This window comes from Vibrio pacinii DSM 19139, assembly GCF_000711795.1.
Lineage (GTDB): Bacteria > Pseudomonadota > Gammaproteobacteria > Enterobacterales > Vibrionaceae > Vibrio > Vibrio pacinii.
The window spans coordinates 42,580-67,544 of sequence record NZ_JONH01000021.1 but is presented as its reverse complement, the minus strand read 5'-3'; the positions used below and the strand labels follow the sequence as shown (position 1 = coordinate 67,544).

Below are 24,965 nucleotides of genomic sequence, written 5' to 3'. Positions count from 1 at the left end.
GTGGACGAACCTCTGGTGTTCGGGTTGTCACGCCAGTGGCATTGCCCGGTAGCTAAGTTCGGAATCGATAAGCGCTGAAAGCATCTAAGCGCGAAGCGAGCCCTGAGATGAGTCTTCCCTGGCACTTTAAGTGTCCTAAAGGGTTGTTCAAGACTAGAACGTTGATAGGCAGGGTGTGTAAGTGCTGCGAGGCATTGAGCTAACCTGTACTAATTGCCCGTGAGGCTTAACCATACAACACCCAAAGGGTTTTGATTGGACTCAAAGCAAGAATATTGAATGTGTGACGAACTTTTACAGCTTTCCGAATTTTAAGAATTTGCTTGGCGACCATAGCGATTTGGACCCACCTGATTTCCATGCCGAACTCAGAAGTGAAACGAATTAGCGCCGATGGTAGTGTGGGGTCTCCCCATGTGAGAGTAGGACATCGCCAGGCTTTAATTTAGTGTTTGCCTTTTATAAAGGTGAAGACAAAAAATGGACACTTGCGAATGCGAGTACGCCACTGCGGAGTGGTAGTTCAGTTGGTTAGAATACCGGCCTGTCACGCCGGGGGTCGCGGGTTCGAGTCCCGTCCACTCCGCCATTATACTAAGCCCAAGTCGAAAGACTTGGGCTTTTTTACGTCGGTATAAAATCGGCTTGGTGATGGCTAGACGGTGAAATGTCTGCGTCTCAGTAAAAAGGCCAGCTAGTGCTGACCTCTCATATCGCTTGTGGCTAAAGAATAATGTCTCTTACTTCTGGATCTTTGCGCTCTAGATAGTGAATAGACTTAATACGGCGAATGGTACGGCAACGGCCTCGGATCAATAGTGTTTCTGTCGTTGCAATATTTCCCGAACGAGTGATCCCTTCTAATAAATCACCTTTAGTGATGCCTGTAGCAGAAAAGATAACATTATCACTACGTGCCATGTCTTCCATGGCAAGTACGACGTAGGCTTGTACATTCATCTCTTCACAGCGCTTGAGCTCATTAGCACCATAAATACGATTTTCTTCACTGTCGCCTTTCACTTGGTGGCGTGGTAGTAAACGGCCATGCATGTCCCCATCAAGAGCGCGGATCACTGCGGCAGAAACAACGCCTTCAGGAGCACCACCAATGCAGTACATCGCATCGACTTCGCTATCTGGCATACAGGTGAGAATTGATGCCGCTACGTCGCCATCAGGCACCGCAAATACGCGCACGCCCATAGATTGCATTTGTGCAATGACATCGTCGTGGCGTGGCTTAGCGAGCGTAATGACCACTAAAGTGTCTAACGTCTTATTGAGCGCTGCGGCGATATTCTCTAGGTTTTCTTTTAATGGTTTATTCAAATCGATACAACCCTTTGCGCCAGGGCCTACAACCAGTTTTTCCATGTACATGTCTGGGGCTTTTAGAAAGCTTCCTTTTTCGCCAGCCGCCAATACTGCCAATGCGTTCGATTGACCCATTGCGGTCATGCGAGTCCCTTCAATTGGGTCAACTGCGATATCGACTTCATCACCACCAATACCAACACATTCACCAATGTAGAGCATGGGTGCATCATCAATCTCGCCTTCGCCAATAACGATCTCGCCACTGATATCGGTTTTATTAAGTAGGCTGCGCATCACTTCCACGGCAGCGCCGTCGGCTGCATTTTTATCGCCACGGCCAAGCCACTTATATCCTGCAAGTGCTGCCCCTTCAGTAACTCGAGAAAAGGCCATTGCTAAATCGCGTTTCATGATGACTCCAAAGTAAAAGGATTGAGAGAAATTAAATCGGCAGAATTTTATCACATCAAAAAGGAAACGTTTGCCTTTTCGCTTTTGTTGGTATTGAACTGGATCAATCTTGTTGGTTATATTGGCCGGGAAACACTCAAACACCTTAAGATGTAAAGGTATTGTCAATTAGCGCTGAATTTTTAATCAAATGATGCAAAAACTACAATATAGAGAGTGTTTCTCTGCGCATGGCTGAGTAGAATGGGGATAAATAAGGTTTAGGTCACCGATGATCAAAACCCTTCTCCGGATAACCTATAGGTAGGCTAAAATGTCTTTTGAAGTACTAGAACAACTAGAAGCAAAAATTCAAACCGCTGTTGATACAATTGCTCTTTTACAAATGGAAGTAGAAGAACTAAAAGAAGAGAAAGAGAAGCTGGCGACTGAGGCTAACGAGCTACGTAACAATCGTGCAGAGCTTGAACAGAAAGCAGAACTAATGCAACAAGAGCACAACGCCTGGCAAGAGCGTATTCGTAATCTACTGGGTAAAATGGACGACGTTGAGTAATACGTTTTCATATCAATCAAAAAAGGCTGAACCTAACGTTCAGCCTTTTTTCTGGTGTATTTTGTCTACATTGGCTTAAACTCGTGGGCGTACGCCGAGAGTATGGCATAGCGCGTAGGTCATCTCTGCACGGTTGAGTGTGTAGAAGTGGAAATCCTTTACGCCTTCACGACTTAAAATACGCACCATGTCGATCGCCTGGCTTGCTCCTACCAACTGACGAGTTGTTGGATCGTCATCAAGGCCTTCAAACTGTTTTGCCATCCATCCTGGAACCTTAACTGCATTTTGCGCTGCGAAGCGCGAGGCTTGTTTGAAGTTTGAAACGGGTAATATCCCCGGTACGATCTCGACATCAATGCCAGCCGCTACACAACGGTCACGAAAGCGTAAGTAGCTCTCGACATCAAAAAAGAATTGAGTGATTGCTCGATTGGCGCCAGCGTCGACTTTACGTTTTAGATTAAGAAGATCTGACTGAGCGCTTTTGGCTTCTGGGTGCACTTCAGGAAAAGCGGCGACTGAAATATCAAAATCATGGCGTGCTTTTAACAGTTCAACTAAGTCAGAGGCATACATATCAGGTTTTCCGCCACTAGGTGGAATGTCACCGCGCAGCGCCACAATGTTTTGAATGCCATTTGCCCAGTAGTCATCTGCAATCTGGATTAGCTCATCACGAGAAGCGTCGATACAGGTCAAGTGCGGGGCTGCCACGAGACCCGTTTCGGCTTTAATCTCTTTGATGATCGAGTGAGTTCTATCACGCTCACCAGAGTTGGCGCCGTAAGTGACTGAAACAAATTTAGGTTTGAGGTTTTTTAAGCGATGTACAGAGTTCCACAGCGTTTCTTCCATTTTCTCGCTGCTCGGTGGAAAAAACTCAAATGACACATTGATATTGTCAGATAGTTCCGCGACATTCTGATTTAAAGCGTCAATATGACCCGCGTGTGTGTATCCCATCTTGCTCTCTCCCTGTGGCATCCCAGCCAACAAACATAAATTTTAAATCGACGTTTAGACGTCTATATGTCTACAGAATGTATTGAATACGTTTTAAAGTCAACTGCGTGTGTATGAATTTTTCTCAAGTTAATAATGAGCCAGTTTCAAGTTTAGTGACAGAGCCACTGTTAGCACTAACTAGACACAAAAAAGGCGCTAGATAAGTCTAGCGCCTGATAACTAAAGTAGGCTTGATAATAGATTGAGATCCGATTGAATAGCCCCTGCAGTGACCTCTCTACCCGCACCAGGCCCTCGAATTACCAGTGGATTATCTTTATACCATTTACTCTCAATAGCAAAGATATTGTCGCAAGGCAGCAGGTTAGCGAGTGCATGCTCTTTCGTTAATGCCTCTACGCCAACCGTTGCTTTACCATTTTTCTCTAAGCGCGCTACGTAACGCAGTACCTTGTCTTCGCGTTGGGCTTTTTCAAGCCGCTCTGCGAGTAACTCACTCAATAATTGGCTCTTATCAAGGAACTCATCTAATGAAAGCTGAGCTAACTCATCAGGCACTAAGCTCTCAACTTTGACCGCTTCCGGTTCGATAGCTAATCCAGACTCACGGGCAAGAATGACCAATTTACGCATCACGTCAGAGCCATCAAGATCGCTACGAGGGTCAGGTTCTGTTAAGCCTTGTTGCCAGGCAAGATCGACAAGTTCTGCAAACGGCACGCTGCCATCGTATTGTTGAAATAACCACGAGAGCGTACCGGAAAAAATGCCCGATAAAGCACTAATGTCATCACCACTTTCACGCAAATCTCTGACGGTGTGATTAATTGGTAAGCCAGCTCCGACGGTGGCGTTGTACAGCCAGTGGCGGTTAATTTTGGCAAACGCATCTTGAACTTGATGATAGTAGTGACTTGATGCTGATCCGGCGACTTTATTGGCCGAAATTAGGTGCATTCCTTGTTCGGCGATTTCTAAATAGCGTCCGGCAAGCTCTTTACTGGCCGTTACATCCAGTACCACTAAATCGTCATACCCTTGTAGTGCACCGAGCTTTTCGATCCAGTCGCTTCCTTGGTAACTGATCGCCTCTTCATCGAAATGCGCACTCACTTCACTGGCTACTATCCCTTGATCGTTAAACCAATAGGTTTGACTATCGACAACGGCGACGAGCTCAAAATTCATCCCGTGACGTTTTTCAAGTTCAGATTTTTGTTCACAAAACAGCTCTAACCAACTTGAGCCGATATTACCTTTACCACATAACGCGATGGCGACGCGCTTTTGTGCTTGAAAAAGCTGGCTGTGGATCGCTTTGACTAATGGGTTGGTATCAATGGTGCGTAGCACGGCGACTAAACTTAGCCCCGACAGTGACTCAGAAATAAATTCCACTGGTGCATTTTTTAGTTGCTGATAGAAGCCGTAACAATGGTTAGGGTTCTTAGTGACACCAGCTCCAACCGCCGCGACCATGGCGTAACCTTCTTTGAGTTTGAGCTCAGCTTCAATCGCGGTGTCTTGCAAGTACTCTAGTGCACCACCAACGATTTCGCTGGTATAGGCCAAACGCAGACGATGTTTGTCAGGTTGTGACTCGTAGGTCAGAGGCTCAAGTTGAGCGCGTTTAAGGCTCGCTAAGACTTCGTTCTCGAAGCGTGTGAAATCATGCCCTGACGAGAAGCTCAGTTGAATCAATTGCACTTCATCAAGTGAGGAGATGATTTTTGCACCGCGGCCAGAGGCAAGAACGCGCTCAATGCGGGTTGAGCCTGATTCTGGTTGATAGCTGCAACGTAAGTGCAAATCCATGGTGCTTTGCGCAACAGGCTGAAGAGTCCGGCTGTGCAACACGGGCGCAGCTAGGCGAGCCAATTCACTGGCTTCATCTAACCTTAATAGTGGAAGTAAACAAGCATCAGAGACCAACCTAGGATCAGCACTGTACACACCAGCTACATCGCTCCAAATCGTCACTCGACTGACTTCGGCCAATGCGCCAATCACAGTTGCTGAGTAATCAGAGCCGTTCCGACCGAGTAGTACTGTACGGCCTAACGTGTCCTGAGCCATAAAGCCAGTAATGACGATTCGGTGGTGCGCGTGTTGCACCAAGGCTTCTTTGATCAGAGGATAAGACGCACCGAAATCGACCTCGGGTTGTGTGCCAGTTTGAGCTCGTAAAAAAGCGCGCGCGTCTTGCGCGGTTGCAGGCAGATCTGCTTGATTGAGTAAAGCGGCGAGTAAGCGCGAAGACCATACTTCACCGTGACCGAGTACCGCCGCTTTATCGGCGTCGGTTAATGGCGCCGTTAGCTCACCTAGGGTCGTGAACTCATCGCGCAGCGTGGCAAGCAATGGTTGCTTTTCATCGCCTTCAACAAGCGCTTCAATTAGCTCACTTTGATATTGGCGTAGCGTCTGAAGCTCTTCGTGTGCGAGGCGGCCATCTTTGTTGAGCGCGTCCAAAAAAGCAATCAGACGGTTGGTGGTTTTGCCCGCCGCGGAAACAACGATCAAGTCCTCAGCAGTGGAATACTCTTTGAGTATGCCAACGACTCGACGGTAACAATCTGGGTCAGCAAGGCTACTGCCACCGAATTTATGCAGTTGACGTGGCGTGGCAGACATTACGCAGCCTCCTTCACTTTAATAAATGCTTGAGTGAGGTCGTCAATCAGATCTTCACTATCTTCTAAACCAACAGATAAGCGTAATAGCTGTTGTGATATACCCGCTTCGGCTAGCGCAATTTCACCCATAGCTCGATGCGTCATTGAGGCAGGGTGGCAAATCAAGCTTTCAACACCGCCTAATGACTCTGCTAGAGAAAAGAGTTCGAGATGGCCAACAAAGGCTTTAAGTTGTTCAAAGCTACCTGCAAACTCAAAACTTAACATTGAGCCAAAGCCAGTTTGCTGCTTTTTAGCGATCTCATGGCCGGGGTGATTTGGCAGACTTGGATGATAGATGGCGCTGACCAAAGACTCGCTCTGTAGGAACTGTAAGACTTTACTGGCACCTTCTTCGTGGGCTTTCATACGCGCGCCTAGGGTTCGCAGACCGCGTAGCGTCATATAGCTGTCAAATGGCGTCCCTGTTGCGCCAATGCAGTTGCCCCACCAAGCAAGCTCTTCAGCATGTTGCTCGGTTTTGGTGATCACGACACCGCCAATCACATCCGAGTGACCATTAATGTACTTAGTGGTTGAGTGAATAACAAAATCTGCACCTAGCTCGAGCGGCTTTTGGAATACAGGCGTTAAAAAAGTATTGTCGACCGCGACCAGTGCACCGACTTGTTTGGCTTGTTGACACAGTTTTTCAATATCGACCACGCGTACTAATGGATTTGATGGCGTTTCTATCAAGATAAGTTTTGGCTTTTGAGCGAGCGCATTAGAGAGCGCTTTTTGATCAGATTGGTCAACGAATGCTACTTTGAAGTCTCCTTTCTGAGCGCGGGTATTGAATAGGCGGTATGTTCCGCCGTAGCAGTCATGGGGGGCAACAATTAAATCCTCAGGCCCTAGGAAGGCCGAGACCCACAAATTCAATGCAGAGGTACCACAGTTAGTCACTACCGCCCCTTTGCCTGATTCAAGCTCATACAGTGCGGTTTCAAGCAAGCCTCGGTTTGGGTTGCCCGAGCGGGTGTAGTCATATTGAGGCACTTCACCAAAGGCCGGGAAGCTATAGTTCGTTGAGAGATAAATAGGGGGAACAACGGCGTGATGTTGAGTGTCTGACTCGATACCAGTACGTACCGCGATTGTGGCTGGTTTACGGGTGCTCATGGGCGTTTCCTTTCGAACTATAGTGACTTGTTGCAGGGAATGCGCTATATCTTGAAGATGTCAGATATGAGCAATTCCAACTCCATTTCTGACCACTTTACTTGTCATTTTTGTGGACGTCAATGCTTCTAGACGTCTATATGTCTTTGCTTGTGGACATAAATGCCGCTAAAATTGCGGCTTCTAATTTCAAACATACATTTTTACAAAGGTGCGCAATGGCAGACTGGAATGGCGAATACATTAGCCCGTACGCTGAGCATGGAAAAAAAAGTGAGCAAGTAAAGAAGATTACTGTTTCTATTCCATTGAAAGTATTAAAGGTTTTAACTGATGAACGTACGCGCCGTCAGATCAATAACCTGCGCCACGCGACAAACAGTGAGCTATTGTGCGAAGCGTTTTTGCACGCATACACAGGTCAGCCACTGCCAACGGATGAAGACTTGCGTAAAGATCGCCCAGATGATATCCCGACAGAGGTGAAAAAACTAATGACAGAAATGGGCATTGAGTTCGAAGCGTTTGATGAATAATCACCACGGCATGTCATTTTTTTCTGCAAGGTAAAATTCTTAAAAAAAACCGCTGTATTAAACAGCGGTTTTTTTGTTCATCACAACAGGCTTACTCTGCCATGTAGTTTTCTGGCATTTCTATTCGCGCGACACCTGAGTCGACAGCCGCTTGCGCGACTGCTTTAGCTACGCGAGACAATAGGCGAGAATCCATTGGTTTTGGAATGATGTAATCTGGGCCAAATGACAGCGCGCTAACCCCCGCGGCTTTTAATACTTCTGCTGGCACTTCTTCTTTGGCGAGCTGACGAATGGCTTCAACCGCGGCCAGTTTCATCTCATCATTGATTTCGCTAGCACGCACATCCAGCGCACCACGGAAGATGAATGGGAAACACAGCACGTTATTGACTTGGTTCGGATAGTCACTGCGTCCGGTTCCCATGATCAGATCTTGGCGAACGGCTCTGGCTAGCTCTGGCTTGATTTCTGGATCTGGATTCGAACAAGCAAACACAATCGGCTTATCGGCCATCAATTTAAGCGCCTCGGGCGGCAGCAAGTTTGGACCTGATACACCTAAGAACAGATCGGCCCCTTCAATTACATCTTCTAACGTTCGTTTATCAGTATTGTTAGCAAATAGCTGTTTGTATTCATTGAGATCTTCACGACGAGTATGAATAACGCCTTTGCGATCCAGCATGTAGATTTTCTCACGCATTGCGCCACATTTGATCAGCAGTTCCATACAAGCAACGGCGGCAGCGCCGGCACCAAGACAGACTATGGTTGCGTCTTGAAGTTTCTTTCCTTGCAATTCAATCGCATTTAACATCCCCGCAGCCGTCACAATCGCAGTTCCGTGTTGGTCGTCGTGGAACACAGGTACATCACAACGCTCAATCAACTGTCTTTCAATCTCAAAACAATCCGGTGCTTTGATATCTTCTAGGTTAATACCGCCAAAGGTATCGGCGATGTTGGCAACGGTATCAACAAATTCTTCGATAGTGCGGTGTTTGACCTCAATATCAATCGAATCAAGACCTGCAAAGCGCTTAAAGAGCAGTGCTTTACCTTCCATAACAGGTTTTGATGCCATTGGACCTAGGTTACCCAAGCCTAAAATTGCGGTACCGTTTGAGATTACAGCTACCATATTGCCTTTTGAGGTGTACTTATAGACGTTATCGACGTTTTGGGCGATTTCGCGTACGGGTTCTGCAACGCCTGGGCTGTAGGCGAGCGCTAGGTCTCTGGCGGTTTCGGCTGGGGTAGTCAGCTCAACAGAAATTTTGCCTGGCGTCGGGTAGGCATGGTAATCCAATGCTTGCTGACGGAATTGCTCTTCAGGAGATAGTTGTTGAGGATTGTCATCGGACATAGGTGTAGGTACTCGTTAATAATTATATGGAAAGGGGAATCCATTTTAGAGTAACTAAGTCAAGCTGCCTAGGTCAGAATGCGAGCGGAAGCAATAAAAGGTTGTAAAAGTCGGCTGATAAGACCAGATATCAAGAGGGATCACTGGTAATGCCTAGTATCAATAACACAATACTCTAAATGAATGCTAATTACCCTATGATAGATAACAAAAAAGGACGCCTGAGCGTCCTTTCTAGATTCGATATCTAAGCAGAAATTACTTCTTGCTTGATAGAGCACCGAAACGTTTGTTGAAGCGATCAACACGGCCGCCTGTATCTACGATACGTTGCTTACCAGTGTAGAATGGGTGACATTTGTCACATACGTCTAGGTGGATAGACTCTTTGCTTAGCGTTGAGTTGAACTCGAAAGAGTTGCCGCAAGAACAAGTCGCTTTAACTGCTTTGTACTCTGGGTGGATACCAGCTTTCATGGGAGAACCTCTGAATATAGGCCGTGTCGCTATCCGATTCTAAGCCGGACACCACACGTAGTTAATAAAAGTTGCTTGGATACCGCCGCCAAATGACAGCCATATCTCTAAGGCGCGATATAGTAATGAATCGCGCCACAGTGATCAACCGATTTAACCATAAATCTGCTACTTTTTTAGCCGAAACTTGGCGTTGTCGTGGGTGCGGAGTCGCTTTCTTGTCGGTCATTTTTACCTTAGACTAAGCAGCGTTACCTCCCCAAGAGCTCGATAGCCACTATGCGACCAACGATTGCCCGAGTAGCGTTACCTGTGCCACTCGATAAACAATTCGATTATCTGATACCGAATCACCTGTTTCCGATTATCGGTGGCCGTGTATCGGTGCCTTTTGGTCGGCAAACGTTAGTCGGTTTGGTGACGGCTTTGGTTAATGAGTCAGAATTTGAGCTGACAAAAATCAAGCCGATTAAACAAGTGCTTGATAGTCAACCAGTTTGGCCTGAACGGCTTTATGCCTTACTTCATTGGTGCAGCCAGTTCTATCAATATCCGCTCGGCGAGACTTTATTCAATGCGATGCCAAGTGCTTTGCGCAAAGGGAAGCCCGCTGATTTTGCCACGCTGGTTTCGTGGCAACTGACCGCGAGTGGTCGCGATCAACTGATGCAGGGATTTGGTCGCGCGGTGAAGCAGGCGAAGGTCATGCACATGCTTGAAGCCGGATCTGTCGCACACCAAGAGTTTATTGATCAAGAGATCAGCTCGTCAGTATTAAAAACCTTAGTGGAAAAAGACTGGATTGCATCGTTAGAAAGCAAGCCAGTGATTCGCGATTGGCATCAAGATGTTGAGGCCAACGTCGACAAACCTAAGCTCAATGCTGAGCAGGCCGTTGCGATTGCGACGGTAAACAGCGCGCAAGGGTTTGGCTGTTATTTACTGGAAGGGGTGACCGGGTCGGGTAAAACCGAAGTCTACTTAAATATGATAAAGCCAGTACTAGAGCAAGGCGCGCAAGCGTTAGTGCTGGTGCCTGAAATCGGATTGACTCCGCAAACCATCAATCGCTTTAAACGCCGCTTTAATGTACCGGTTGAAGTGATCCACTCAGGTTTAAATGATACCGAGCGACTCAATGCTTGGCTGAGCGCGCGTGATAATGCCGCAGGGATTGTCATTGGCACGCGTTCTGCGCTACTGACACCATTTGCTAAGCTAGGCATCATTATTGTTGATGAGGAGCATGACGCTTCATATAAACAGCAAGATAGCTTGCGTTATCATGCCCGCGATGTCGCGGTGATGCGTGCCAATAAAGAGCAAATTCCAATTGTATTAGGATCGGCCACGCCAGCACTAGAAACATTACACAACGCCTTAGTGGGAAAGTATCATCATCTGGTTCTGTCTGCGCGCGCCGGAAATGCGACCCCAACCACCAACAAAGTACTCGACGTTAAAGGTCTCTATCTTGAAAGTGGTTTATCGGCGCCCTTGATTGCTGAAATGCGTAAGCACCTTAATGCAGGCAATCAGGTCATGCTGTTTTTGAATCGACGCGGGTTCTCTCCGGCATTGATGTGTCATGAATGTGGCTGGATAGCCGAATGTAAGCGTTGTGATGCGTACTACACCTATCACCAAAACAGCAGTGAAATTCGCTGCCATCACTGTGGCTCTCAGCAACCGATCATTCACCAATGCCAAGGGTGCGGCTCGACACACCTAGTGACCGTTGGTGTTGGTACTGAACAATTAGAGCATCAGCTATCCGAGTTGTTTCCTGAGTACAAAACCATTCGGATTGATCGCGACAGCACACGTCGTAAGGGAAGTTTGGAAAGTGCCTTGACCGCCATTCGCAATGGTGAGTATCAAATCTTAATTGGAACTCAGATGCTGGCTAAAGGGCACCATTTTCCTGATGTGACGCTGGTGGCCTTACTGGATGTCGATGGTTCGCTCTACAGTAGTGACTTTCGAGCATCTGAGCGACTTGCTCAATTATTTATTCAAGTTGCTGGCCGTGCGGGGCGAGCGAGTAAGCCTGGCGAGGTTGTATTACAAACTCACCACCCAGAGCACAGCTTGCTGCAAGCCTTGCTGAGCAAAAGTTATCGTCACTTTGCTGAAACCGCACTTGAAGAGCGCAAAGTGGCTCAGCTACCACCGTTCTCGTTTTTAACTCTATTTCGTGCAGAGGCCAATCAATCGGCATTGGTTGAAGAGTTTCTTCGCCAGGTGCGCCATACGTTAGAGGCACATCCGTTGTTTGACCAATACTGCCAAGTGCTTGGGCCAACGCCCGCCCCACTGGCTAAGCGAGCTGGCAAGTTTCGTTGGCAATTGCTGTTGCAAACGCAAAGTCGCCCTATGATGCAAAAGTTACTCGCGAGTGCGAAACCAGCAATAGCCCTGTTGCCAAATGCGAAAAAAGTACGTTGGACACTCGATATAGAACCGCAAGATCTTAGTTAGTGAAAGGTGGTCTGAAGGAGATTTTATTGGCAGAGCCTTGCTTGAATCATAACTACAGCGTTCTCTATTCACCAACTTTTCATTTATTTGTGATGTTAATCACTGGCTGGCTGCCATTTTTGTTAAATCCCCCGTAACTTTGTGTTATGAAATGAATACACTAGGTAGTCTGCAATGCGTTGTTTTCACTTCATACTTTGCAAGTTAAACGATTGCTTAGTGCAGGTAATTACAAGATAGGCTTTAGCCTGCGAATTTGTGTCACTCTGCTCACAGAGAATATGATTATTTTTAACTAGAGGCTTAGGTGGCATCTGCTACCGGATTGGAACATTTAAAGAGGGTTAGTACACTATGGCGACAATGAAGGATGTTGCCCAGCTTGCGGGAGTTTCAACAGCGACGGTTTCTCGAGCGCTGATGAATCCGGAAAAAGTATCATCAGCGACGAGAAAACGAGTAGAAGACGCTGTTTTAGAAGCTGGATATTCACCAAATTCGTTGGCACGTAATCTACGCCGCAACGAATCAAAAACGATCATCGCGATCATTCCTGACATCTGTGATCCTTACTACACTGAAATTATTCGTGGCATTGAAGATGCCGCGATGGAGCATGGCTATATTGTGCTGCTCGGTGATAGTGGTCTACAGAAACGACGTGAAAGCTCATTTGTTAACTTGGTTTTCACTAAACAAGCTGATGGCATGCTGTTGCTGGGCACTGATTTACCATTCGATGTCAGCAAACCAGAACAAAAAAATCTACCGCCGATGGTGATGGCTTGTGAATATGCGCCTGAGCTTGAGCTGCCTACCGTGCATATTGATAACTTAACGTCTGCCTTTGAAGCCGTTAATTACCTTACTCAGATGGGCCATAAACGTATTGCCGAAATTTCTGGACCAGAGAGTGCGGCATTGTGTCATTTCCGCCATCAAGGCTATCAGCAAGCTCTGCGTCGAGCGGGCTTGACAATGAACCCTGCCTATCGCGCATTTGGCGACTTTACCTTTGAAGCCGGGGCGCTAGCGGTTCGTCAGCTATTGGCCCTGCCAGAACCTCCGACTGCGATATTTTGTCATAACGATGCGATGGCGATTGGGGCGATTCAACAAGCTAAAAAGCTTGGTTTGCGTGTGCCTCAGGATTTGTCATTGGTGGGCTTTGATGACATTCAATTTGCTCAATTTTGCGATCCACCGTTGACGACGATCTCTCAGCCACGCTACGAAATTGGTCGTCAAGCGATGTTGATGATGCTTGAGATTTTGCGTGGTCATGATGTACGAGCAGGTTCGCGTCTGCTGGAAACCACATTAGTAATACGTGAAAGTGCTGCACCACCGAGAGTGCTATAAGTTGCAGCGATAGTCAGCGGCGCGTTTTGATGCGCCGCTGCCATTTCAAGTCTGTCATCGTGCAGCAATCTGCATTAACATGTCGGTCAGTTGTAACCAATTACATTGATGTTCAGTCGTGGCGAATAGAGATTACGTAAAAAGAGGTCGTGGCACCCAAAGCCGAAAACCTGCAAAAAACAAAGCCGCTCCGCGTCGAAAGCCGTGGCGTAGTGGTTTGCTTGCCTTAATTCTGTTAGGCGTGTTTGGCTATGGATTGTATTTACTCAGTCAGGATCCTGAACCGCCAACGCCTGTGGCTCAACCCACGCAGACAAAACCGCAAGCGAAGCCTAAGTCGATACTGCCGCCGCCTCCTGAAGAGAAGTGGGATTATGTCGAGTCTTTGCCAAGCCGCGAAGTTGCGGTGAAAGCCAAAGAGCAGGTCGTGTCTGAAATTCCCTACATTATGCAGTGTGGTGCCTACAAAAATGGCAAAGATGCGGAAGCACGTAAGCTAGACATCGCGTTCCAGGGGATCAACAGTAAAATCCGCAAGAAAGAAGACAGCAGTTGGTATCGCGTGGTATTAGGCCCATACAAATTTAAGCGTGATGCAGAGCGAGATAAGCACAAACTCCAGCGTGCCAAGATCGAGCCTTGTGCGATTTGGAAAGAAACGCAATAAATCCTATAAAAACGAACCGAGAGGTTCGTTTTTTGTTCTTGACGATCCTGAGTTTCTCCCTTGAATTCCTAACGAGCCAACCTCATATAGTTTCTAACACTAAAAATTCATAATTATGAGGCCCTACTCGTGACTACCATTGTCTCTGTACGTCGTAATAATAAAGTCGTCATCGCTGGTGACGGACAAGTATCTCTCGGTAACACAGTAATGAAGGGCAATGCGCGCAAAGTGCGTCGCCTCTATAACAATAAAGTACTGGCTGGCTTTGCTGGTAGTACTGCCGATGCTTTTACCTTGTTTGAGCGCTTTGAAAGCAAGTTACAAATGCACCAAGGTCATTTGACCAAAGCCGCGGTCGAACTGGCGAAAGATTGGCGTAGCGATCGTGCGCTGCGTAAGCTTGAAGCTTTGCTGGCCGTAGCGGATGAAACCGCGTCGTTGATTATTACTGGTAACGGTGATGTGGTTCAGCCAGAGAACGATCTGATTGCGATTGGCTCGGGTGGCAACTTTGCACAAGCGGCAGCCACAGCTTTGCTAGAAAATACCGATTTAGATGCCCGTGAAATTGCTGAAAAAGCACTAAAAATTGCCGGTGACATCTGTGTTTTCACCAACCATCACCACACTATTGAAGAACTAGAAACTGCGCAAGATAAAGCAGAATAAAACCAAAGATAGTGGCGATAAACCTTAAGGAAATTAATTATGTCTGAAATGACCCCTCGCGAAATTGTGCATGAACTAAACCGCCATATCATTGGTCAAGACAATGCAAAACGTTCAGTGGCGATTGCACTGCGTAACCGCTGGCGCCGTATGCAACTTGAAGAAAGCTTACGAGTTGAAGTGACACCAAAAAACATTTTGATGATCGGTCCAACGGGGGTCGGTAAAACCGAAATCGCCCGTCGTCTAGCTAAACTTGCCAATGCGCCTTTCATTAAAGTGGAAGCAACCAAGTTCACCGAAGTCGGTTACGTGGGTAAAGAGGTCGAAACCATCATTCGTGATCTAACCGATGTTGCGGTCAAGATGACTCATCAACAAGCGATGGAAAAAGTGAAGTTTCGCGCTGAAGAGCAAGCGGAAGAGCGTATTCTTGATGCCTTGTTACCACCAGCTCGTGATTCTTGGGGCCAGAATGAACCGCAAGAAGAGAGCTCATCGAACACCCGCCAAATTTTTCGCAAGAAATTACGTGAAGGAAAGTTGGATGACAAAGAGATAGAGATCGATGTCGCCGCACCGCAAATGGGCGTTGAAATCATGGCGCCTCCTGGCATGGAAGAGATGACCAATCAGCTGCAAGGCATGTTTCAAAATCTCGCTGGTGACACCAAGAAGAAGCGCAAGCTGAAAATCAAAGATGCCTTCAAAGCTCTAGCGGAAGAAGAAGCTGCCAAGTTAGTGAATCAAGAAGAGCTTAAAGATCAGGCCATTTACAACGTTGAGAATAACGGCATCGTGTTTATCGATGAGATTGACAAAATCTGTAAGCGTGGCGAAAGCTCGGGCCCAGATGTCTCACGTGAAGGCGTACAACGCGATCTATTGCCGCTTATCGAAGGAAGTACCGTATCGACTAAACATGGTATGGTCAAAACCGATCACATCTTGTTTGTTGCTTCTGGCGCTTTCCAAGTGGCGCGCCCATCGGACTTGATTCCAGAGCTGCAAGGCCGTTTACCTATTCGTGTTGAGCTAGAAGCGCTGTCGAGTGAAGATTTCAAGCGTATCCTGACGGAGCCGAAAGCCTCGCTAACCGAGCAATACATCGCTTTGATGAAGACCGAAGATGTTGATATCGAGTTTACCGAAGAAGGGATTACTCAGATCGCAGAAGCGGCTTGGACAGTGAATGAGACCACCGAGAACATTGGTGCCCGTCGTCTTCACACTGTGATGGAGCGCTTGATGGATGAGATCTCGTTTGAAGCGACGGATAAGGCGGGATCGAAAATGACCATTGATGCCGACTATGTTAAAACACGCTTAGATGAGTTTATTGAAGACGAAGACTTGAGCCGCTTTATTCTGTAATTGGTGAGCAAAGTATAAAAAAGCCCGCAGTCGCGGGCTTTTTGGTGTTTGCACTTTATTTGGCTGATTAGATCATAATGATAAAAATCACGGCAAGTGCAGAGATTAAGCCAGCAAACGCATAACAAGCCACTTTGCCGACAATACCAGTGTGGAACTTAAGATCGTGCATGCCATGATGAACACGGTGCATGGCATGCCACATTGGCAGCGCGAGTGTGGCGATAATAAACAAAGCACCAATAATGCTGGTGGCGAAGTCGACAACGCGCTCATAGCTTAGCGCTTGTGCATCTATGATACCAAGCGGGGCTAACAGGCCGAGTACCAGAATGGTCACAGGGGTGATCATGGCAAACCAGGTGCCACCTGCGCCAAATAATCCCCACCAAATTGGCTCGTCTGAACGTTTTGGAGCGCTATCCACAGAATAGTTTGGTTTCATCGTTACTGCTCCTTACACCACGATAAGTACAATGAGTGAAATGAACGCGACCGCTGCCCACTGCGTGAGAACAATGATCTTCTTGTCGACCAATTTACCTTTGAGGCGAATCGGCATCACTTGCGGCATCATGCTAAAAAAAGTTTGTGCATGCATTAAGCTACCCGCTAGCGCAACAATATTGATGGCTACAACTAAAGGATTGGCCATAAAGCTTAACCAAGCTTGCCAGGCTTCAGGTCCTTTAACTAATGAACCTAGACCAAAAGTCAGGAAAATAGTGAATAGAATCAGCGGCAGCACGGTAGCTTCACGCAGCATGTAGAAGCGATAAAACGGATGGTCTTTCCACCAAGTGCGTTTCATTTCACGAACGTAAGGTTTGCGATTACTCATCCTTATGCCTCCTCTTTGACTGGTTTGCCGTCAGGCTTAAGCATAGCGATAACAAAGTCCATTGAAGACTCAACTTTACCTTGGTTAACCGCCGCCGCAGGATCAACACTCTTAGGACAAACTTCAGAGCAATAACCGACAAAGGTACAGCCCCAAGCACCATTTTCCCCATTGATAAGTGTCATACGTTCGGCTTTACCGTTATCTCGGCTGTCGAGGTTGTAACGGTGAGCTAACGTCAGTGCCGCTGGGCCGATGAATTCAGGATTCAAACCAAACTGCGGACAGGCGGCGTAACACAAACCACAGTTAATACAGCCAGCGAACTGCTTATATTTGGCCATTTGCTCAGGCGTTTGTAGGTTGGTGCCGTCTTCAGGTGTGCGATCATTACCAATGATGTAAGGTTTGACCGCTTCTAAACGCTCAATAAATGGCGTCATATCGACGATCAAATCTTTCTCGATTGGGAAGTTCGCTAATGGCTCAATTTTGACCCCATTTGGGTAGTCACGCAGGAAACTCTTACACGCGAGTTTAGGCACTCCGTTGACCATCACACCACAAGAGCCACAGATCGCCATACGACAAGACCAACGGTAAGAGAGGTCTTTATCGAGGTTATCTTTGATGTAACCAATCGCATCGAGAATAGACATGGTTTGATCAAAAGGTACTTCAAAGGCCTGTAAATGCGGCTCTGAATCTTGTTGCGGGTCATAACGCAGAATATCGACTTTTTGAATACGATTCGCTGACATTAGGCTTGCTCCTCTGCGTTCTTCGCTGCTGCTTCTTCTGCAGCGGCTTTTTCTGCGGCTTCACCGTATAGACGTGCTTTTGGCTGTGACTTAGTAATGGTCACATGGCTGTAATCGATACTTGGCGCGGCATCGGGTTGGTAGAAGGCGAGTGAGTGTTTGAGGTAGTTAACGTCGTCTCGCTCAGTACAGCCATCATCTAAACGCTGGTGAGCACCACGTGATTCTTTACGCAGAATCGCAGAGTGAACCATGGCTTCAGCAACTTCTAAGCCGTAGCCAACTTCGATAGCGTAAAGCAGGTCAGTGTTAAACACTTTACCCTTGTCTTTGATACTAATGCGCTTGTAACGTTGTTTCAGCTCAGTAATCTTATCGATAGTGGCTTGCATCAAATCTTCTTGGCGATAGATACCACAACCCGCTTCCATGGTATGTCCCATTTCAGTACGGATGCTGGCCCAGTTTTCATCGCCCTGTTGATTCATTAATGCGGCAATGCGCTCCTCAACCGCCTTCACTTGAGCGTCAATCGCCGCTTCATTCCAGCCCTTGAACTCAGCCGCGCGTTGCACCGCTTGTTCGCCTGCAACACGGCCAAAAACAACGAACTCAGCGAGTGAGTTAGAGCCAAGACGGTTGGCACCGTGCAGACCTACAGAGGCACATTCACCAACCGCGAACAAACCTTTGATGCGCGTTTCACATTCACCATTGGTTTCAATACCGCCCATGGTGTAGTGTACCGTCGGACGAATTGGGATCGGTTCTTTGGCTGGGTCGACATTGACGTAGGCTTTCGCGAGCTCACAAATGAACGGCAGACGTTCTTGTAAGTACTCTTCACCAAGGTGACGCAGGTCAAGGTGCACAACATCACCCAATGGGTGTTTAATGGTGTTGCCTTTTTGCTGCTCATGCCAGAACGCTTGTGACACTTTGTCACGAGGGCCAAGCTCCATGTATTTGTTTTTTGGTTGACCGACGGGCGTTTCAGGGCCCATGCCATAGTCTTGTAGGTAACGGTAACCGTTCTTGTTGACAATAATCCCCCCTTCACCACGACAACCTTCTGTCATCAGGATCCCGGTGCCAGGAAGACCCGTTGGGTGATATTGAACGAATTCCATATCACGCAGAGGTACACCATGGCGGAAAGCCATTGCCATACCGTCACCCGTGACGATACCGCCGTTGGTGTTACAGTGGTAAACACGGCCCGCGCCACCAGTGGCTAGCACGACAGATTTTGCTTTAATCGTAACCAGTTCGCCTTCCGACATATGGATAGCGATCAGGCCTTGAACTTCGCCTTCATCAACAATCAAATCGACGACAAAGTACTCATCAAAACGGTTGATGTTGCTGTACTTCATTGACGTCTGGAATAGGGTGTGGAGCATATGGAAGCCAGTTTTATCTGCGGCAAACCAAGTGCGTTCGACTTTCATGCCACCAAATCGGCGTACGTTGACTTCGCCATTTTCTTTGCGACTCCATGGGCAACCCCACTGTTCCATTTGGATCATTTCGCGAGTCGCGTTTTTGACAAAGTATTCAACAACATCCTGTTCACATAGCCAGTCGCCACCGCCAACGGTATCGTTGAAGTGGTTGTCTAAGCTATCTTCATCCTTGATAACTGCGGCTGAGCCACCCTCTGCAGCGACCGTGTGGGAACGCATGGGATAAACTTTAGAGATCAGTGCGATGTCCAAGTCAGGGTTTGCTTCAGCTGCTGCAATAGCAGTACGAAGACCAGCGCCGCCTGCGCCGATGACTGCGATATCTGTGGTGATAATTTGCACAGTTATCCTCCAGTGTGTGATTGCGGAATTCCGCTTGTTATTGTGATTACGGGGTCCTCTTTGCTAGAGAACACCTCAAAAGTGGTAGGGTTAGTGTAGAGGAGGACTATGGCGGAAAAATTGATGTATTTGGGTTTTTGCTCCGGTAATGCATGTAAGAGCATAAAATTTATAGGTTATGTGACTGCAATCACGTAAGGAAATTAATTGCTTATTGGTGAGTAAACTCAGTTTGTTAAACCATGGTTACTGGCTATTGTTGAGACGAATAAAGTCTCAGCTGAGCAATGTTTATTGCGCTGTAATACGAAATAAACTTGCTTCATTTTGTCTACATCATGCAGAGATTATTCAGCTGGGCAAAGACGGGTAAAGTTGTTATGTTCGCAGCCAGATTGAATGATGAGAATGAGTTTATGACTACAGATTGGCAACCGACCGCTTCTATTAAACAGCTTCGTCAGCGCGCAAGTATTGTGGCTCAAATTCGCCACTTTTTCGCTCAGCGTCATGTGCTAGAAGTCGATACCCCGGCGATGAGTCACGCCACCGTCACTGATATCCATTTACATACCTTTCAGACTGAATTTGTTGGCCCGGGTTATGCCGATGGTAGCAAACTCTACTTTATGACCAGTCCAGAGTTTCATATGAAGCGACTGCTTGCCGCTGGAAGCGGCTGTATCTATCAAATCAATAAAGCGTTTCGCAATGAAGAAAATGGCCGTTATCACAACCCTGAGTTTACTATGTTGGAGTGGTATCGGGTCGGGTTTGACCATCATCAACTGATGAACGAGATGGATCAACTGCTGCAACTGGTTCTGAATTGTGAAGTGGCAGAGCGTGTGACTTACCAGCAAGCTTTTATCAATGTGTTAGGGGTGTGCCCGCTAGAAGCCCCAATGTCAGAGTTAAAAGCAGTGGCAGCCAAGCTGGGATTGAGTGATATTGCTGAGCCAGAGCAAGATCGTGATACCTTGTTGCAGCTACTGTTTAGTATTGGTGTTGAAAGCGAAATTGGTCAAGCGGCCCCCGCGTTCGTTTATGACTTTCCCGCCTCACAAGCGGCTTTAGCGAAGATCAATCCGCACGATCCAAGAGTCGCCGATCGTTTTGAAGTGTACTTCAAGGGAATTGAGCTGGCGAATGGCTTTCATGAACTAGACAATCCCCAAGAGCAGCTGCAACGTTTTGAAGATGATAACGCCAAGCGCATTGAGATGGGGCTCCAACCGCAACCGATTGATCACCACTTAATCGCGGCGTTAAATGCGGGCTTACCTGATTGCGCAGGTGTTGCATTGGGCATCGATCGTTTAATTATGTTAGCGATCGGCTGTGATCATATCGATCACGTCACCGCGTTTCCGTTTCCACGAGCGTAGAGAAATGTGCAACAGATGCTTTAATAGACTCGCTTCGCTATCTCATCCTCGTTATACTTCCACTCTGAATTTTAGCCTAGAGCTGTTACTTGAACGGACAGCTCTATTATCAAAGAGCACAGGACATGCAAGAGTACATCGCATTTTTTCAAGAGAACATGATTCTTTCTCTGGTTTGGGTTGGCCTATTCGGCGCCCTTATCATGAGCATCGTTAAGTCATCAACCGCCGCTTACAAAGAGGTGACAGCCGCGCAAACTACGCACCTTATGAACCGTGAAAATGGTCTGGTGGTTGATATCCGTAGTAAAGATGAGTTCCGTAAAGGTCACATTACCGATTCAGTTCACATTTTGCCGTCTGATATTAAAGCGGGTAAGTTCGGTAGCCTTGAAAACCGTAAATCAGACCCAATTATTGTAGTATGTAAGTCAGGTCAAACCGCGCAAGAGAGTGCTAACTTACTTGCTAAAGCAGGCTTCGAAAACGTTAACCTGCTTAAAAATGGTTTGATTGCTTGGAGTGAAGCAAACATGCCATTGGTCAAAGGTAAGAAGTAATTCATACCCGCCGATACTTACAACGCTGATGGAAAAATCGGCGTTTGTTTTTGAGAGATGTGAGAAGTTCCACGAAATTCAGTGGAAACCTAGTCATAAACGCCTCTCTCGGTTAGTCTCGAAGCAGACTATTTATTGCAGGATTAAAGGATTTTAAAATGGCTGAAGCAGCACCACAACAAGAAGCACAAAACTTCGCAATTCAACGCATCTTCCTTAAAGACGTGTCTTTCGAAGCACCTAACTCGCCTGATATGTTCCAAAAAGAGTGGAACCCAGATGTTAAACTGGATCTAGACACGCAAAGCCGTGAACTAGGCGAAGGCGTTTACGAGGTGATTCTACGCCTTACTGTTACCGTTAAGAACGCCGATGACACGGCTTTCCTATGTGAAGTACAGCAAGGTGGTATCTTCACAGCAGATAAGATGGAAGCCGGTCAACTTGCTCATTGTCTAGGTGCTTTCTGCCCGAACATTCTGTTCCCTTACGCGCGTGAAACCATTTCAAGCCTAGTGGTTAAAGGTACGTTCCCACAACTAAACCTAGCACCTGTTAACTTTGATGCTCTGTTTATGAACTACCTACAGCAGCAAGCTCAGCAAGAACAACAAGCTGAAGCGTAATGACTGATTGACCTTCTACTTAAATGTAGGGGCTCGGTAAAAATGCACAGAGTATCCGATTGATGATGCGCTGTGCATTTTTTGTTTATGATATGGGTGTTTTTGGCTGCTCTTTAGCTCTGATGAACTAGAGATTACTCATAAGAATCCAGTCTCTTTTATGACAACCAGGCGGAACAATGAAAGATAAGACCAATAATGGCTATGGCAAAGCGATCGCAATGACAGTGCTAGGTGCGGGTTCGTACGGTACCTCTTTAGCCATCTCATTAGCACGTAATGGTGCCAACGTAGTAATTTGGGGCCATGAGCCTGAGCATATGGCTCGCCTAGAAGCGGATCGCGCTAACCATGAGTTCCTACCGGGGATCGAGTTTCCCGAGTCACTGATTGTAGAATCGGATTTAAGCAAAGCGGTGCAAGCCAGCCGTGACCTGTTGGTTGTTGTACCGAGTCATGTGTTTGGTATCGTCCTCAACAATGTTAAACCTTTCTTAGCGGACGATTCTCGTATCTGTTGGGCAACCAAAGGACTCGAGCCAGAAACCGGCCGCCTACTTAAAGATGTCGCGCATGACATTTTGGGTCAAGGCTACTCATTAGCGGTATTGTCTGGGCCGACGTTTGCGAAAGAATTGGCGATGGGTATGCCGACGGCGATTTCTGTTGCCTCGCCAGACGCTCAGTTTGTCGCTGATCTGCAAGAGAAAATTCACTGCAGTAAAACATTCCGCGTCTACGCGAATAGCGATTTTACTGGCATGCAACTTGGCGGCGCGGTGAAGAATGTTATTGCGATCGGCGCAGGTATGTCCGATGGGATTGGCTTTGGCGCTAATGCACGCACGGCGTTAATTACTCGAGGCTTGGCAGAAATGACTCGCCTTGGTGCAGCGCTTGGGGCTCAACCTGAGACCTTTATGGGTATGGCTGGGCTTGGTGACTTAGTGTTAACTTGTACCGATAACCAATCGCGTAACCGTCGCTTTGGTTTGGCGCTGGGGCAGGGCAAAGATGTCGATAGCGCACAGGCTGAAATCGGTCAGGTGGTAGAAGGGTATCGCAATACCAAAGAGGTCTTTCTATTGGCGGAACGTATGGGTGTCGAGATGCCGATTGTTGACCAAATATATCAAGTATTGTATCAAGGGAAAGATGCTCACTTAGCAGCGCGTGATCTCCTCGCGCGAGATAAGAAAGCCGAAGCCTAAAAGAAGTAATAGCGACACTGGCTGTGGATGAGTCAGTGCTAGGAAACGACATGAAACATTGTGAAAAACAGAAGGTATGGCAAACCATAGTCAAGGAAGCACGTGAGCTTTCTGAACAAGAGCCAATGTTAGCAAGCTTCTATCATGCGACCATCATTAAGCATGATAGCTTGAACTCCGCACTGAGCTATATTCTCGCCAATAAGCTTAATACTGCCTCTATGCCTGCGATGGCGGTGAGGGAAGTCGTCGAAGAGGCGTTGAATGCTGACTCGACGATCAGTGCTGCTGCGGCTTGCGATATTTGTGCGACGGTTAACCGAGATCCAGCTGTTGCGATGTACTCAATGCCACTGCTTTATTTAAAAGGTTACCATGCACTGCAAGGTTACCGCGTAGCCAATTGGCTGTGGAAACAAGGTCGTATTGCACTGGCCACTTATCTGCAAAATCAGATTTCGGTCGCTTGTCAGGTTGATATCCATCCGGCCGCGCGAATAGGACGCGGTATCATGCTTGATCATGCCACTGGCATAGTGATTGGTGAGACTGCCGTGGTCGAGGATGATGTCTCGATTCTACAAGATGTGACTCTTGGTGGTACGGGTAAAGAGAGCGGTGATCGTCACCCTAAAATCCGTGAAGGCGTAATGATTGGTGCTGGGGCGAAAATTCTTGGCAATATCGAAGTGGGTGAAGGGGCCAAGATCGGCTCTTGCTCGGTTGTGCTGCAACCTGTCCCACCACATACCACGGTGGCGGGTGTGCCGGCGAAGATTGTCGGTCGTCCAACAACAGATAAACCTTCTCTCGATATGGATCAGCAGTTTAACGGCCGCTCCCAAAGTTTTATCGGTGGCGATGGGATTTAATGGCTGAAGATGCTGCGCTGTTAGCACGCTCGAAGCGAAAACAGAACGTATGAAAAAAGGGTTGACGCTTTCACGTCAACCCTTTTTAACATTGCTTGCTTATGCCAGTTCGTCCAGCTCAGCGAGTACTTCTTCCGCCCATTCAATCCATGCTTGGCGAAGTAGCAAGTTTCTGCGTAAAGTAAGACGCTCAAGACGCTGCTGCTTATCGAGGGTTGCTGTCGTTGAGTAGTAAGCGTTTTCAATCTCTTGATAGTGGCTCACTAACTTACGTGACTCGGCAATCAATTCACCAAGCTGTGCTCGGTATGGGGTCGATGATTGGACGGCGCAAGCCATCAATTTTGCCGAAAACTCATCGCGTACTGTTGGGTGTGCGGTTGGTTGGTCGAACCATTCACCGAGCGCAACGCGTCCTGCATCGGTAATGGAATAAACCTTACGATCAGGCTTGCCTTCTTGAGGTTCGAGTACGCAGCTAACGAGATTGTTTTGAGCCATTTTATTGAGCTCACGGTACACTTGCTGGTGGCTTGCTTTCCAGAAGTAGCCGATAGTGGCAGAAAATTCTTTAGTGATGTCGTACCCGGTAGCGTCGCGGGTGCTTAGAACAGTTAAAATAACGTGTGGTAATGACATGTCTTTTAATCCAAATGGTCAATAAACTACGAAATTCAACCACTTATTACTGCCGTGCTTCTGGAGGCACTGATTATCAGTAGTACAAGTGGCACCAACAAAGTTGGTCATGTCACCTTATTAAAGCCGTATTTATCACCTAGGATCGATATTATGATTATCGACAGGCTGCAACGTGTTGATTTTATATTTGCTGCAGTGGCCGAGTAGTATATCTAAATAATAAGCATAAAGTAGAATAGATGGACGGAATAGACTAAAAAAC

Annotated in this window: 23 protein-coding genes, 1 tRNA gene and 2 rRNA genes; 15 read left to right on the top strand and 11 right to left on the bottom strand. The window is 47.2% G+C overall.

Translation table 11 applies throughout. The features are described 5' to 3' along the window. The 3 genes from BS19_RS13715 to BS19_RS13705 all read left to right on the top strand — a co-directional run. Nucleotides 1-234 (top strand): 23S ribosomal RNA (locus BS19_RS13715); the annotation flags it as partial. Between the two features lie 88 nt (nt 235-322). After that, nucleotides 323-439, top strand: a 5S ribosomal RNA gene (gene rrf, locus BS19_RS13710). A 73-nt stretch (nt 440-512) separates the two neighbouring features. Further along, a tRNA-Asp gene (locus BS19_RS13705) sits at nt 513-589 on the top strand. 134 nt (nt 590-723) lie between these two features. Here BS19_RS13705 and glpX read toward each other — a convergent pair. Further along, a complete protein-coding gene (gene glpX, locus BS19_RS13700) occupies nt 724-1,731 on the bottom strand; it encodes a class II fructose-bisphosphatase (RefSeq protein WP_038175965.1) in 1,008 nt (335 codons plus the stop codon). A 313-nt stretch (nt 1,732-2,044) separates the two neighbouring features. Here glpX and zapB point away from each other — a divergent pair, with 313 nt between their 5' ends. After that, the gene (gene zapB, locus BS19_RS13695) at nt 2,045-2,287 is read left to right on the top strand and encodes a cell division protein ZapB (protein ID WP_038175962.1); all 243 of its coding nucleotides are present in this window, start codon (nt 2,045-2,047) and stop codon (nt 2,285-2,287) included. Nucleotides 2,288-2,362: 75 nt separating this feature from the next. Here the strand turns inward: zapB and metF are convergent, their stop codons facing one another. From metF to BS19_RS13680, 3 genes are all read right to left on the bottom strand, one after another. After that, a complete protein-coding gene (gene metF / locus BS19_RS13690) occupies nt 2,363-3,253 on the bottom strand; it encodes a methylenetetrahydrofolate reductase (RefSeq protein ID WP_038175961.1) in 891 nt (296 codons plus the stop codon). A 222-nt stretch (nt 3,254-3,475) separates the two neighbouring features. Beyond that, nucleotides 3,476-5,890, bottom strand: a complete 2,415-nt coding sequence (locus BS19_RS13685; protein ID WP_038175959.1) for a bifunctional aspartate kinase/homoserine dehydrogenase II — start codon at nt 5,888-5,890, stop codon at nt 3,476-3,478. Continuing rightward, nucleotides 5,890-7,056, bottom strand: coding sequence for an O-succinylhomoserine (thiol)-lyase (locus BS19_RS13680; RefSeq protein WP_038175958.1), 1,167 nt, complete (start codon nt 7,054-7,056; stop codon nt 5,890-5,892). The genes BS19_RS13685 and BS19_RS13680 overlap by 1 nt, the downstream gene beginning before the upstream one ends. Before the next feature lie 218 nt (nt 7,057-7,274). Here BS19_RS13680 and metJ point away from each other — a divergent pair, with 218 nt between their 5' ends. After that, nucleotides 7,275-7,592, top strand: a complete 318-nt coding sequence (metJ, locus tag BS19_RS13675; protein WP_038175957.1) for a met regulon transcriptional regulator MetJ — start codon at nt 7,275-7,277, stop codon at nt 7,590-7,592. 91 nt (nt 7,593-7,683) lie between these two features. Here metJ and BS19_RS13670 read toward each other — a convergent pair whose 3' ends face one another. After that, entirely contained in the window at nt 7,684-8,961 is a 1,278-nt protein-coding gene (locus tag BS19_RS13670) for a malic enzyme-like NAD(P)-binding protein (RefSeq protein WP_038175956.1), read from the bottom strand. A 258-nt stretch (nt 8,962-9,219) separates the two neighbouring features. Further along, complete coding sequence (gene rpmE, locus BS19_RS13665; protein ID WP_038175954.1) at nt 9,220-9,438, bottom strand: 50S ribosomal protein L31; 219 nt, start codon at nt 9,436-9,438, stop codon at nt 9,220-9,222. A gap of 279 nt (nt 9,439-9,717) precedes the next feature. Between rpmE and priA the strand changes: the two genes are divergently transcribed. The 5 genes from priA to hslU all read left to right on the top strand — a co-directional run bounded on the left by priA (nt 9,718) and on the right by hslU (nt 15,994). After that, nucleotides 9,718-11,919 carry a primosomal protein N' gene (gene priA, locus BS19_RS13660; RefSeq protein WP_038175952.1) on the top strand — a complete coding sequence of 734 codons (2,202 nt, stop codon included), beginning with the start codon at nt 9,718-9,720 and terminating at the stop codon, nt 11,917-11,919. A 354-nt stretch (nt 11,920-12,273) separates the two neighbouring features. Next, complete coding sequence (gene cytR / locus BS19_RS13655; protein ID WP_038175950.1) at nt 12,274-13,281, top strand: DNA-binding transcriptional regulator CytR; 1,008 nt, start codon at nt 12,274-12,276, stop codon at nt 13,279-13,281. Nucleotides 13,282-13,399: 118 nt separating this feature from the next. Next, nucleotides 13,400-13,948, top strand: coding sequence for an SPOR domain-containing protein (locus BS19_RS13650; protein WP_038175949.1), 549 nt, complete (start codon nt 13,400-13,402; stop codon nt 13,946-13,948). Nucleotides 13,949-14,077: 129 nt separating this feature from the next. Further along, on the top strand, nt 14,078-14,620 hold the full coding sequence (gene hslV, locus BS19_RS13645) for an ATP-dependent protease subunit HslV (protein ID WP_038175948.1): 543 nt from the start codon (nt 14,078-14,080) through the stop codon (nt 14,618-14,620). Nucleotides 14,621-14,659: 39 nt separating this feature from the next. Next, entirely contained in the window at nt 14,660-15,994 is a 1,335-nt protein-coding gene (hslU, locus tag BS19_RS13640; RefSeq protein ID WP_038175947.1) for an ATP-dependent protease ATPase subunit HslU, read from the top strand. A gap of 67 nt (nt 15,995-16,061) precedes the next feature. Here hslU and frdD read toward each other — a convergent pair whose 3' ends face one another. The 4 genes from frdD to frdA are packed head-to-tail and all read right to left on the bottom strand — an operon-like array spanning nt 16,062 to nt 19,404. Beyond that, nucleotides 16,062-16,439, bottom strand: a complete 378-nt coding sequence (frdD, locus tag BS19_RS13635; protein WP_038175944.1) for a fumarate reductase subunit FrdD — start codon at nt 16,437-16,439, stop codon at nt 16,062-16,064. Between the two features lie 12 nt (nt 16,440-16,451). After that, a complete protein-coding gene (gene frdC, locus BS19_RS13630) occupies nt 16,452-16,835 on the bottom strand; it encodes a fumarate reductase subunit FrdC (RefSeq protein WP_038175943.1) in 384 nt (127 codons plus the stop codon). Nucleotides 16,836-16,837: 2 nt separating this feature from the next. Beyond that, nucleotides 16,838-17,596: a succinate dehydrogenase/fumarate reductase iron-sulfur subunit gene (locus BS19_RS13625; protein ID WP_038175942.1), complete on the bottom strand. Its 759-nt coding sequence runs from the start codon at nt 17,594-17,596 to the stop codon at nt 16,838-16,840. Further along, entirely contained in the window at nt 17,596-19,404 is a 1,809-nt protein-coding gene (gene frdA / locus BS19_RS13620) for a fumarate reductase (quinol) flavoprotein subunit (protein ID WP_038175941.1), read from the bottom strand. The genes BS19_RS13625 and frdA overlap by 1 nt, the downstream gene beginning before the upstream one ends. Nucleotides 19,405-19,820: 416 nt before the next feature. On the opposite strand from frdA, the gene epmA reads away from it, so the two are divergent. From epmA to cysE, 5 genes are all read left to right on the top strand, one after another. Continuing rightward, nucleotides 19,821-20,792 carry an elongation factor P--(R)-beta-lysine ligase gene (gene epmA / locus BS19_RS13615; protein ID WP_038175967.1) on the top strand — a complete coding sequence of 324 codons (972 nt, stop codon included), beginning with the start codon at nt 19,821-19,823 and terminating at the stop codon, nt 20,790-20,792. 125 nt (nt 20,793-20,917) lie between these two features. Further along, nucleotides 20,918-21,352, top strand: coding sequence for a rhodanese-like domain-containing protein (locus BS19_RS13610; RefSeq protein WP_038175940.1), 435 nt, complete (start codon nt 20,918-20,920; stop codon nt 21,350-21,352). A gap of 158 nt (nt 21,353-21,510) precedes the next feature. Continuing rightward, complete coding sequence (gene secB / locus BS19_RS13605; protein ID WP_038175939.1) at nt 21,511-21,978, top strand: protein-export chaperone SecB; 468 nt, start codon at nt 21,511-21,513, stop codon at nt 21,976-21,978. A gap of 179 nt (nt 21,979-22,157) precedes the next feature. Next, the gene (gene gpsA, locus BS19_RS13600; protein WP_038175937.1) at nt 22,158-23,189 is read left to right on the top strand and encodes an NAD(P)H-dependent glycerol-3-phosphate dehydrogenase; all 1,032 of its coding nucleotides are present in this window, start codon (nt 22,158-22,160) and stop codon (nt 23,187-23,189) included. Between the two features lie 50 nt (nt 23,190-23,239). Next, nucleotides 23,240-24,061, top strand: a complete 822-nt coding sequence (gene cysE / locus BS19_RS13595; protein WP_038175936.1) for a serine O-acetyltransferase — start codon at nt 23,240-23,242, stop codon at nt 24,059-24,061. Nucleotides 24,062-24,160: 99 nt separating this feature from the next. Here the strand turns inward: cysE and BS19_RS13590 are convergent, their stop codons facing one another. Then, nucleotides 24,161-24,700 carry a PadR family transcriptional regulator gene (locus BS19_RS13590; protein WP_038175934.1) on the bottom strand — a complete coding sequence of 180 codons (540 nt, stop codon included), beginning with the start codon at nt 24,698-24,700 and terminating at the stop codon, nt 24,161-24,163. Nucleotides 24,701-24,965: the final 265 nt, after the last annotated feature.